This is a genomic window from Halomonas profundus (assembly GCF_020865425.1).
Lineage (GTDB): Bacteria > Pseudomonadota > Gammaproteobacteria > Pseudomonadales > Halomonadaceae > Vreelandella > Vreelandella titanicae.
This window is the reverse complement of sequence record NZ_CP086344.1, coordinates 1,733,482-1,745,727: the sequence shown is the minus strand read 5'-3', so window position 1 is coordinate 1,745,727 and position 12,246 is coordinate 1,733,482. Positions and strand designations below refer to the sequence as shown.

The following is a 12,246-nucleotide window of genomic DNA, read 5'->3' as shown; positions in this document are numbered from 1 at the left end:
ACTAGAGAGAGTGATATGGCGTCTTGGAAGGATCAAGACCTAACCATCAAGCCATTGATTAATATAGCTTCAATAAAGTATAAAAAATCTTCGCATACCTTATCGCATACCATTTATCAGTTGGCTGGATGTATTTTTCTCGATTTCCCACGATGGTGACTAGGTTTAAGGGGGCCTCAATCGAGGGGTGCTCTGACCTCCGGTTCATCCTTTTCTGAATAGCCTTTTGAACCTGAGCATTTCTGAGCAAGCGAATGGCGTTAATTTCTGCGGCATTACCACGAGCAGAGTAAGCAGCTCTCTAGTATGCCTTGGTGGCATTCAGGTCAATCAAATGCTCATCAACGAATCGAGACTGCCAAAGGGGCTGTCGAGTTGACGCCTCGGTAGTCTTCATATCAGCTCTTTGCTGAGAACACATTGAAAGAATGAGACGGTCTTAAATTTTAAGAGGGCATCTGAATGGGCGGCAGCATCATCGAAAGTTTAATAATGGCAGTACCTATACTAGGTGTAGCTGTGGCGTTTATCTCGCATTGGCGCGGACATAAGCTGAGTCGAAGCGCGATCAAGATGAATGTAATGGTGAGGATCGTAGACTTCGGAGCTGACTATCGCTCTCAGGCTGCGCTTGAGGAAGGGCTTCAAAGGACGCTGAAGCGGCTTTTCCACCTCTATTCTGGACAAAGCGTCAATGGCGCTCTGGTATGGGCGGTACTAAGTCATCACCCAAGAGCTGATGCCCTTGACTTGTTGGCGCTAGCGCATGATGAAGTCGGGATAGATAAGACGTCAGGCAAGATCCGGCACAAGCGACCAAGATGGAAGCTCGACAGCACCGAGGCGGTGCTTTTCATTATCTATATAGCTTTGTCCTTAGGCTGGTATCTGATGATAGGGCCGGGCCTACGCTGGCTATATGGAAGCCCTGACAGCATGGCCACTTCCGACAAAATTTGGGCGACTATTGCCGTGGTCTTATCAAGCTGCTTTGTCATCCTCTATGCTAGGTACTGCTTTAGGTATGTTGCGAAAGTGCGAGCGGTGAGGGAGCTTACACAAACTAAGCGAATGAAGGCCTCAAGGTCTATCTGGATGAGGTGCCTTGACGTGCAGCGCAAGGTGAAAGCGCTGCTGGCCCAGATGAGGAAGCTGCTTCCTAGCTAAGGCCACCATTAGACCATGCTGTCAACGCCAATGAAGGTTGTCCGCACCTCCTTTACGGACTTATAGCACCGGCGTCGACAAGCTATAGAGGACTTTAATAAGTCCAGATGATGCAACGAAAATTGCATCGTCAATTTGCTGGCGCTTCCCTCACCCATCGCAGGCACACCCTCTTGGCTGACGACAAGTATAGTTGCGGTTAATGCAAGAGTTACCGCAAGCTTTACCCTTTCGACAAACACGACAACAGCCGCCTTGGACTATAGTCAGCTCATCAGGGATCGCGTCAAACGATAAGGTGCACTCTGCTTCCTCATTGCCAACTTGAAGGTCTGCTTGTCCAATCCAGCCGCCATAGCTATCTAGTGGCTGTTCAGCACTCAAGGCTCCAGAGAAGCATAGCGCCAGCACTAATATGATTACTCGCACGGTCATGACTATTCCCTTTAGTTATTATGTGCCAGCGCAGTATAGACGGGAATGCTCGCAGCACGTCTCTAGATTGTTAGCAGCCAGGTCTCATAACCATGCAACAATAATGGCATCAGCAACGGGCGCAAAATTGCTCAGATGGTAAAAATCATCATGCGAGAGCAAGCTTTTACTCGCGACTGTCTATTTTGACCGAGAATAATGGGAACGGCGGGAATAGGCTGGATATTCAAGCAAATAGCGCTGGCGCTAGCTCAAAGCAGAGATTCCGGCTTTACGTGCCAGCGCCATACTAATTTTGAAGCAGATTTTCCTTGCAGCCTTAAGATTAAGGTGAAAGTAAAGGTCGTTACTACTCAACACTTGATTCCTGAATTCATAGAATAACTGCAGCACTTTGGATCATACGGTAGAGGCAGGAGGGCCAGCAGCGGTACCCTCTCCGCCTTACCGACCAAAGTGAAGCAGAGTATGGGATACCGACAACTGACCCAGGCACAACGATATCAAATTTTTGCCCATAGGGATGTAGGATTGAGCCAACGTCAGATTGCTCAACAGCTTGGCATTCACAGCAGTACCGTGAGCCGTGAGCTGAGACGTAATTCGGGTGCCAAGGGATATGAACCCGCACAAGCGCAGCGTTACAGCGATCAGAGACGCCGCTCCGCCTGGAAGTGGACAAAGCAACTCCCTAGCCTGATCAATGCCGTAGCTGACAGGCTTAGAGAAGAGTGGAGTCCAGAGCAGATTAGCGGTTTTATGGCGCCGTTGACGGGGATAGGAGTTAGTCATCAATGGGTCTATTCGCTGATCTGGGACGATAAGGCCAAGGGTGGCGATTTGTGGCGACACCTCCGCCAGCCCAAGCGTCGCAGTAAACATCGTGCCCATGCCAAAAGTGCAGGACTAGGCAAGATTCCTAAGCGTGTGGGGATAGAGCATCGGCCACCTGCTATCGAAAAACGCCTCACCATCGGTCACTGGGAAGGCGACACGGTGCTTTATGGGCACAAGCAAGCGGGGATAGTGACGTTGGTAGAGCGACGAAGTGGCTACTTGTTGGCGGCACGTCTGCCAAAGGTAACGGCAGAACTAACGCAGAGAGCCATGGTCCGTTTACTTAAGCCTCGTCGGGGCGCGGTGAAGACGATCACGCTCGACAATGGCTCGGAGTTTGCAGACCACGAGACGGTCGCAAAAGCGGTTAGCGCCTCCGTGTATTTCTGTGATCCTTACTGTTCAGGCCAGCGTGGGACAAACGAGAACACCAACGGCCTGATCAGGCAGTATTTTCCGAAAGGTACAGACTTCCGGAAGGTGACTAATGCAGAGCTGCGACGCGTTGTTCACAAGCTGAACGATAGACCCAGAAAGCGGCTGGGATATCGAACCCCAGCCCAGGTGTTTTTAGGAGAATATTCAGGAGCACTAGAAACCGCAGGTGCTGCACTTATTAGTTGAATTCAGGTTCAAAGGCACCCACTATCCCTTAGAGCCCTTCAACTTGAGATGGAATAAATCCATTATCAGACAGGGCTTTTATGACACCTCTGACTAGAAAGCTATTATCAAAACCAATCGTATATTGTCGAGCCCCTTCAGCTATAGGCCTAAGCATTCCAGCTTCAACAAGCTTCCGTACTTGGTATGTTCTTTGAGGGGATTTTGAGCCCTTCATTACAGAAGCAAGGTCGCTTGCTTTAACAATTTTTCTTTCAATAGCCAAATTTAGAATATCTTTCTCTTGTGCCGTTATCAGCTCTCTTTCTCGGGCATTCTCTAGCGCTGGCCACAAAATATTCTCTTTCAAAAATGTATAGTCTGAAAGCTTATCCAGCTTTTTCAGCTCATCTAGAACCCCTTGCAAAACGTATACACACCAGTCATGTAGTGCTTTTGGGGAGCCTGAGTCAGCAAGCGATAACATTTCATAATAGCGTTCTCGATCATTGCAAAAAACAGCCGTCGGGTTGAGCACACGGCCTGTGACCGTCTTGCCCATCGAAACGTTAAAGCCATATTTTATCATCAATGCATAGGTTAATAAGCGAACTACTCTCCCATTTCCATTGGTGAATGGATGTATCCACCCAAATCGATGATGGGCTAAAGCTACTTTCATAAGATCGTATTTTTGTTGATCGCTATTATTTATAAAGTTAACCAGCTCTTGCATGTACTCTCCGACCCGAAATGGCTCTGGAGGAAGATGGCTAGACTTGGCTATTCTGACTTGACCTGTTCTGTAAGCACCTGGAGTTTCATCGCCTTCTCGCTCAAGGCCATCTACTGCAAGTTGATGTAACTCTCTTATAAAATGTTCTGATATGGGATAATCAGGTTCCAGCTCTTCCTCAATGTATGACATAGCCCTTTCGATGTTAGCTATCTCGCTCAAGTGATCACTCGAACGTTGCGTACCCTCTAAAGTGCTTTCCACATAATCAGCCAGCGTAGTGTGGTTACCTTCAATTCTTGCCGATCCCAAGCTTTCCAATATATGGAAAATATTTTTAAGCTGAAAAAATGTAGGTGCTGGCGTACTCCCACCAAGCTGAAGCCTCCTAAGGTACTCAAGCTCAGTCAGTACATCGACGAGAGGTGAATCGAAGGATGGATTTAGCAGCACCAGGTCATGATGATGAAATGAAGCAGGGTCACTCATTATCTCAAATCCCCTAAAATTTTATCTCAAAAAAATGAATAAAAAATACTAAAAAAACATAAACTTACAAAAAATTATGTAAAAAATAACTGAAATCACGTACAAAAATATGTTGAATCCATCTGCACAACAAGTCAAATGACGGGCTACATATTTAGCCTAAACACGTCGTCATGCGCCCGGACACACTTCTAGCTGCGCACCTATCGTGCGTACCAAGCTGCGTACCGATTCGTACTTTTCGCTCGTAAGAAAATTCGTGCCTACATTTAGTTAACAGTGCTGGCTGTTCACCCTTCGTGTTAACTAGCCATCTGATGGATACCGCCATGGATACCAGGAGGCGGATACTGGCGATCTGGTGGAAACCGGCACCAGTGCAGTTGAGAACACCAGGTTGGCGGCCTAGGCAATCTCAACATTCATCAACATGCGGCGGTTAAACCGCGCCAGCAACATGAGGTTTTTGAGGAAGCTGGCCCAGCTTGAGATAGGCTTAATATCCCTACTTTATCTTTCCCTAGATCGACGCCTGTTAGCTCGGCGATAAGCTCAGGAAATCGCTTGGACAGCTGATCTAATGCTAGCAGCGAGTTCGCTATTCGCTGTATCGGTACGGGATTTTTGGTCGAAAAATATATATTGAGCGGTATATCGATATAAGACGGATCTGCTTCCGGCGCCATTGGATTCCCTTAAAGTATTTGTCGGCACGCCTCTACGGGCGCTCTAACCGATCTTGGCTCTAAAGGGTGGGGTGGTGCCAGTTTGTTAAAATAGAGCTTGACTCCCAAAACGGGAGAACCCAAAATCTCCCAAAATGGGATAAAGTATGAGAGTCATAGCAAAGCGCACACTGAAAGAGTTTTGGGAGCAGGGCTATGACGACGCCAAGACCTCATTAACCGAGTGGTACAACATGATGCTAAAAGCATCCTGGGAAACGCCACAACAGTTGAAGGCCGACATTGGAACCGCCAGCATCCTTAAAGGTGGCAGGGTTGTTTTCAATATCGGTGGTAACAAGTACCGAGTCATACTCTCCATTCGGTATGAGCAGCAAATTGCTTGGGTTCGTTTTGTTAGCACCCACGCCCAGTACGATAAAGTCGATGCGGAGACAATATAATGAACATCCAGCCTATCCATAATGATGCCGATCTTGACCGCGCATTTGCTCGTCTTGAAGAGCTTTGGGCTGCTGAGACAGGCACTCCTGAAGCGGACGAAATCGAAGTGCTCTCAATCCTCATAGAGAAATACGAGGATAAACACTACCCCATCGGGCCATCTGATCCTATTGAGGCGATCAAATTCCGCATGGAGCAGCAGGGCCTAACGCCGCGTGATCTTGAAGCATACATCGGCTCGAGCGGCCGAGTGTCAGAGGTGCTGAACCGTAAGCGCAAACTCAGCCTTCGCATGATCAAAAACCTGCATGAGGGGCTTCGAATCCCTTATGAGAGCTTGATGAGTCAGGCCACTTAATTATTCAGCCCCGCATTAGCGGTTTTTTTTATGCCACAGTGACCGTATTAGATATACCACAGCTTGAAATGTCCGCCATCCAAGGGCTCGAGTTCAAATGCTGGAGTTTTCCGTATACCAAAACATCCACCAAAGCATACATAACACCATGATTCGGTTACATAATACCAATCATAGCGCATGCAGCATTTCCGCTGCCTTTGTCGCCATATCCGCTTTGGATTGATAGCTGCCTTGAAGAGGAAGTGTAACGTGCACACGGCCTTGGAAACCCCATCTTCATGTGCACGCGAGATCGAGTAGCGCGTGGTAAGCGAAGCGCACCCGCGGGAGCAGCGCGAAGCGGTGTCGTGGTTGGTTCGTGCAGGTGGCGTTGCTTGGGCGCCACGGGGCGCCGTCCCGACGCCTTTTTGCAGATGCCTCGTATGTTCGTTTCTCTCACATGCTCGTTACCACGGGCTACGGGAGTAAACACTCAATTTCGGTGGTGTGATTACGTGCCACCGCCATATGCATAACGTGCACACTCCCTTGGAATCCCCGCCTTCATGTGCAGGCGTGATTTAGTAGCGCGTGGTAAGCCTACGGCGCACCCGCGGAAGCAGCGCGTAGCGGTGCCGGGGTTAGTGTTGTGCCATCGTTCCGGCGCTTTCCGCGGGTGCTAGCGCAAACGCCACCCATGGGCTAGTTCCTAAGCTCTAACCCTTGGCCATCGTTGAAAGCTACAATTTTCGTGCTAGGTTTGGTTGAGTTTATCTGTCGAACGGTTAGCGCCATGGAGATATACCGAGCATCTTCGAATGGGGGTATATACCATTCTGTATACCATTTAGCAGCGGGATTTGGAAGGAACGATGAGGAACGACGAGGAGTAAAAAACCATGTATTTCAGAGTATTGTACTCTTTTTTAGGCCTTCTCAGGACGTCTCAAGAATGGCCGTTGGCGTCCCTGGCAGGAGTCGAACCTGCGACCTGCCGCTTAGGAGGCGGCTGCTCTATCCTACTGAGCTACAGGGACTAACGTCGTCCAAACTTGCGGGCGCGTAGTATAACGCGTCAGCTTAGGCAGGGCCAACCGAGTTGCGCTATTCAACTCTATATCCAGCCGAGTAAACGCAGCGCGAAGACGCCCAGCGTAACGGTAATGCTCGCCATCAGGGTGGTAATGGCGATGATATTGGCGGCCAGAGCCACATTGCCGCCTATTGCTTTGACCATTACAAAACTTGCGGCAGCGGTGGGGCTGGCAAAGAACAGAAACAGTAAGCCCAGTTGTTCGCCGGAAAAGCCCACCAACCAGGCCGCCACGGTGGAGAGCACCGGTAGTGTTACCATCTTCATCAAGCTAGCGCCAAGTGCCACTTGGCTGCTGTCACGCATGCTCGACACGGAGAGCGTCGCACCAATACAAATCAGCGCCAACGGTAGTGTTAACGAGGCAAAATAGTTTCCTGAGGTAATCACCCAACTGGGCAGTGGGATCGACAGCGCGGTAAAGGGTAATGCTGCAAATACGGAAATAATGAGTGGGTTTTTCGCTACATGTTTGAGCAGGCTGCGCCAATCGGTGGATTGACCAGGTTGGTAAAATGCCAGCACGATGACCGAAAGCGCGTTATACATCACGATGACCACGCCCAGCAAAAGACTGCCCGCTGACAGGCCATAGTTACCGTACATGCCCGCCGCTAGCGCCAAACCCACTATCCCACAATTGCCGCGAAACGCGCCTTGAACGTAAATACCACGATCCTGAGGTGCTACACGGTAGCGCGCCCAGCCCCAACTGAATAAAAACTGCCCCAGCGTTGCCACAGCAAAAAACAGCATCAGCGAAACGTCCAGCGCAACGCTTAGGTCAGCTTTAATCAAACTAAGGAAGATCAGCGTGGGGAGTGTTGCTTTGAATACCAGCGCAGAAGCGGTCGAGACGAAGGCACTATCAATCCATTTCAAGCGCTTAAGGCCCAGGCCTACAAACACCATCGCAAAGACAGGCAGCGTGACATCCAGCGTGCGGGCAAACAGTTCAAGTAGGTTCACAACAGTATCTCAGTCAGCCTTGATTTTAAAAACTGGCTTCTAACGACAATTTCAGCATCTGCTTATACTCTACTGCTGGACATGTTTTGTCGACTGCTAAGCACGCCAAACCACTGCACAGGCTTAGAGTGCTTATATGAGAAACTATTTGGGCGAATCGAAAAGCGCCATTACGTCATCGTTATTGTGAGGCATATTGACAACTACCCCATCGCGTCCCATCCCTTTGGCTTTGTAACTACCGGCATCGGCCCGTGCCAGAACGTCAGACACATTAGAATCCTCTTCATCAAAGGTGGTAACGCCAATACTGAGTGTAACCATGTACTCTTTGCCTTCATGGGTAACAGAGATTTCCCCTACCGACTGACGCAGGGATTCAGCGATTCTCCTTGCCTGAGCCAAGGTGCAGCTGGGGAGCAGCACACCAAACTCATCTCCCCCTTGGCGCGCCACATGGTCGCTACGGCGGACTTCCCAGGCAACCACCTGAGCAATGCGGCGCAACATCTCATCGCCTAGAGCATGGCCACCTTCATCATTGATGGGTTTGAAGTGATCCAAATCAAACAACAAAAGAGCTGAAGGCGTGCTGGTTTTTTGGAAATCGGCAAAGGCTTCTTCTAGGCGGCGCTCAAAGCCCCTACGATTCAACAGGCCGGTTAACGGGTCATGTTCAGCTTCCCAGCGCTGAATGGCTTCCTGCTCCCTACGCTCGGTAATATCTTTAACTACACCCACTAAACCAAGGGTATGGCCATCTTGAGAAAGCGTGACTACCCGCGCATGTATATCTAGCCAAAGAAGTTCGTTATCACTGCGCAAAAAACGCAATTGGCGGACAAAATCACTACCGGTGCGCAGGCTATGTAGCCACATGTCTTTAGCCCCATCACGATCAGACATGTGGATCTGCTTAAGCCAAGATTCCATAGGCGAACCTGGAAGAATACCCAGCATATCGAGTAGCGCAGGGTTCATGTAAGTAATGTCACCTTTCATATTAGCGACAAACATACCCTGCGGCGCGGCATTCAGTACCGAGTCAAGAAACGCCTCGCGCTCTTGAAGATTGCCTAACAACAGCTGCCGTTCATCTTCCACTCGGTTAAAGGTGCTCGCCACCTGCTGTAGCTCTTGCATCTTGGTAGCCAAACTGACGCTCTCACGGTGCCCTAAACCCACCTCGCCAATCTGTTTCTCCAAATGCCTCAACGGTGTAAGCACTCGTCCCAACATCCACCACAGCAAAGGGAACATAAGTAAAACAAGCACAACCCATGTCCACCAAAGCTGCTTGATAAAATCTGCTAGGGGAAGTTGTGCTTGGGAAATAGGCACGTAAAGGCCAACGATCCAACCAGCAGGCCAAATCTGCGCATAAGATTGCAGCCCCATTTCCCCGCTCACAAGCCGACCTACAGCATCACCTTCCCAACCATCCAGCGCCAAATCCAGCCATGGGTTCAATGCCTTACTGGGTACAGAAGCATTAATTAATGAATTTTCAGGATGGTATAAGACTTTACCCGAGGCAGTAGCAACACCTGCATAGCCTTTTTCACCCAAGCGAACTTTAGCTAAACGGCTAAATATCCCTCCTGAATCCAAGCTAAGGACACCTCCAATAAAACCGTCAAACTCGCCTTGCTTGGTAAATCGTGGCACGCCCACTAGCACCATCGGCATACCGCTCGCACGACCGACAAAGGGCTCGCTAACATAGGGTCGGCGAATACCACGAAGCATATGAAAATACTCAAGCTCAGAGGTGTCGAGCCCTACGCGACCAACGATTGCAGGCCAATCAGCAATAACCTCACCATCACTGTTAGCAACCACAATCCCCTCAAACAAAGCTAGTAGGCTATCGTTCTGCTGCAGTTGATAGCTGATCCAGCTCGCATCCTCTGTGGTGCCAATCATTTCGCTTAAGCGTTCTAATGCTTGGAAGCGCATCTCAATTTGTTGGGTCACCTCATCAGCAAGTAGAGTGGCTTCATAGCGCAAGTGCGACATATTAGTCTCTTGCACCATAGTCTTTCCGACTTGCCACGCCATACCCAGCACCAACGCGATCAGCAACAGCAAAGTAAAGGAGAGCCCCAGCAAAAGGCGCCCCTTCAAGGAACTGAAAGAAAATAGATTCTTTAGCAGACAGGCAAAGCGCACCGACTATCCTTTTTATGCATACTTTACTTTAATTCCAGATCCTAGAGAACGGTATTAAGGGCACATAGAGTAAGCGAATCTACCAAAAAAGTGACAACCATGCGCGTTGAATAAATCAAACTTAAGGTAATTTTTTTTATCATGCAAATAGTTGCTATGCATCGAAAAAATAGTGAGTACTCACAACGCCTGAATTGATAACCCCCTCCAATTAACGTATGTTCGCCCGCCTACCCCTAATCCTGTTACCTCAAAGCGGCCTCATGTATGGCGAAACGAACGGCAGGTTACACGTCCCCAGGTATTCGCAAGCTGGCTACCTTGCCTGCGCTACTGCCCGAATTTGACCAATTCGTCCGAATAAGCTCCCTTAAAAAGATGCCCGAGGCAGTGATTGGATGGGGATTAAAACCCACCAGCGTAAGCGCTAGGCAGTATGCCCAACGCCATCAACTGATCTATATCGCATTAGAAGATGGCTTTTTACGCTCGTTAGGGCTAGGCGTAAATGGCTTTCAGCCGCACAGTTTGGTAGTCGATGAGACCGGCATTTATTACGACGCCTCACGCCCTTCTGATTTGGAAAACTGGCTCAACACAACCAGTTTCAACAATGAAGAGTTAGAGCAGGCTGAACGATGCATGGCATTGATCGCTCGCTATCGGCTCTCCAAATATAACCACTCCCCCGATCAGCCGATTAACGATGCCAGCCGGGCGAGTGTATTAGTGGTCGACCAAACCGCTGGGGATGCTTCAATTCACTATGGGGGCGCTAGCGCTAGTAGCTTCAACCAGATGCTTGAGGCGGCATTAGCAGAGCACCCCGACGCCGAGATATTAGTCAAGATCCATCCTGACGTTATCGCGGGTAAAAAACAGGGCCACCTACTTAACGCCGCAGACCACCCGCGCTGCAGGGTCATCGGTGAAGACCTCAACCCCTGGGCGCTATTTGACCAGATTGACCACGTTTACGTCGTGACCAGCCAGCTCGGCTTTGAAGCACTGCTGGCCGGAAAGCAGGTGCACTGCTTTGGTATTCCGTTTTATGCAGGTTGGGGGCTTACCCATGATCAACTGCCCTGCCACCGCCGTCGTGTAAAGCGCACCTTAGTTGAGGTCTTTGCCGCCGCCTATTTACGCTATTGCCGCTACGCTAACCCTTACACTCAGCAGCCTGCCACGCTGGAAGAGACCATTGCCTTGATCGCCGATCAAAGGCGCCAGCAGGAGCGCTATCGGGGAAGCTGGCGAGCATGCGGGTTCTCTACTTGGAAGCGTCGCTTTATTGGCGACTTTCTAGGCGCCTTCGCACGCGTGAACTATCAAGCGAAGCTTCCCGAGAGCGAGCAGCCCGATGAACGGCTGCTGGTATGGTCAAGCCGTATTGATGCAGACTTTAAATGCCAGCACGCCCAACACATGGAGAAGCTATGGCGCATGGAAGATGGGTTCATTCGTTCAGTGGGGCTGGGAGTCGATCTTACTCAGCCGTTGTCGCTGGTGATTGATTCACAGGGTATCTACTACGACCCCAGCCAACCCAGTGATTTAGAGACGCTGCTCAATAGCGCCCCCTTTAGCGACGACCTGCTGCAACGTGCGCTGCAGTTACGTAAGCGATTAGTGGCGCTCAAACTCTCCAAGTACAACGTACGTGGAAAGTCGGGGATCGAACTGCCCAAAGGGCGTTACACCATACTGGTGCCTGGCCAAGTAGAGAGCGACGCCTCGATTGCCACCGGCTCGCCGCACATTAACACCAATAGCGGGCTGTTAAGGGCAGTGCGGGAAGCACATCCGGATGCCTTTATTGTCTATAAAGCCCATCCCGATGTATTGAGCGGTGCGCGTGTCGGAGCACTCGATACCGATGCCAAACGCCTGTATGATCTAGACGCCAGCGATATCGACATCGCAACCCTTTTAGAGCGCGTCGATGCAGTGCATACGATGAGCTCTTTAACCGGCTTTGAAGCACTTTTGCGCAAACGAGAAGTCAGCACCTACGGCCTACCGTTTTATGCTGGCTGGGGCTTAACTCAGGATGCGCTTAGCTGCCCACGCCGTACGCGTTCACTCTCGCTGGATGCCTTGGTCGCCGGCACCCTGATTCTCTATCCCGGCTATGTAGACCCAACGACTCGCCAGCTATGCAATGCTGAAACCGTCGTCAGCCTGTTGGAACAGGCAAGAGCACACAAAAACACCCTTACATGGAAACAGCATCTCTACCGCTGTTATCGTAATTTGTTGATCGGAAGGCATTGAG

General features: G+C 50.0%; 7 protein-coding genes and 1 tRNA gene. 4 read left to right on the top strand and 4 right to left on the bottom strand.

Features of this window, described 5'->3' with window-relative positions:
* Positions 1–2,070: 2,070 nt before the first annotated feature.
* A complete protein-coding gene (locus LMS44_RS07775) occupies positions 2,071–3,063 on the top strand; it encodes an IS30 family transposase (protein ID WP_193054299.1) in 993 nt (330 codons plus the stop codon).
* A 28-nt stretch (positions 3,064–3,091) separates the two neighbouring features.
* On the opposite strand, the gene LMS44_RS07770 is transcribed toward LMS44_RS07775, so the two are convergent.
* Complete coding sequence (locus LMS44_RS07770; RefSeq protein ID WP_278369178.1) at positions 3,092–4,267, bottom strand: Fic family protein; 1,176 nt, start codon at positions 4,265–4,267, stop codon at positions 3,092–3,094.
* 832 nt (positions 4,268–5,099) lie between these two features.
* Between LMS44_RS07770 and LMS44_RS07765 the strand changes: the two genes are divergently transcribed.
* Complete coding sequence (locus tag LMS44_RS07765) at positions 5,100–5,396, top strand: type II toxin-antitoxin system HigB family toxin (protein ID WP_278369180.1); 297 nt, start codon at positions 5,100–5,102, stop codon at positions 5,394–5,396.
* Positions 5,396–5,755 (top strand): helix-turn-helix domain-containing protein, encoded by a 360-nt coding sequence (locus tag LMS44_RS07760; protein WP_138800571.1) that lies wholly within the window; start codon positions 5,396–5,398, stop codon positions 5,753–5,755. The genes LMS44_RS07765 and LMS44_RS07760 overlap by 1 nt, the downstream gene beginning before the upstream one ends.
* 942 nt (positions 5,756–6,697) lie before the next feature.
* On the opposite strand, the gene LMS44_RS07755 is transcribed toward LMS44_RS07760, so the two are convergent.
* The 3 genes from LMS44_RS07755 to LMS44_RS07745 all read right to left on the bottom strand — a co-directional run bounded on the left by LMS44_RS07755 (position 6,698) and on the right by LMS44_RS07745 (position 9,911).
* Positions 6,698–6,774, bottom strand: a tRNA-Arg gene (locus tag LMS44_RS07755).
* A gap of 77 nt (positions 6,775–6,851) precedes the next feature.
* Positions 6,852–7,799, bottom strand: a complete 948-nt coding sequence (locus tag LMS44_RS07750) for an AEC family transporter (protein ID WP_009288312.1) — start codon at positions 7,797–7,799, stop codon at positions 6,852–6,854.
* Between the two features lie 144 nt (positions 7,800–7,943).
* A complete protein-coding gene (locus LMS44_RS07745; RefSeq protein ID WP_138800573.1) occupies positions 7,944–9,911 on the bottom strand; it encodes a sensor domain-containing diguanylate cyclase in 1,968 nt (655 codons plus the stop codon).
* A gap of 327 nt (positions 9,912–10,238) precedes the next feature.
* On the opposite strand from LMS44_RS07745, the gene LMS44_RS07740 reads away from it, so the two are divergent.
* Positions 10,239–12,245 (top strand): capsule polysaccharide biogenesis protein, encoded by a 2,007-nt coding sequence (locus LMS44_RS07740; protein WP_230804085.1) that lies wholly within the window; start codon positions 10,239–10,241, stop codon positions 12,243–12,245.
* The last annotated feature ends 1 nt before the right edge of the window (position 12,246 follow it).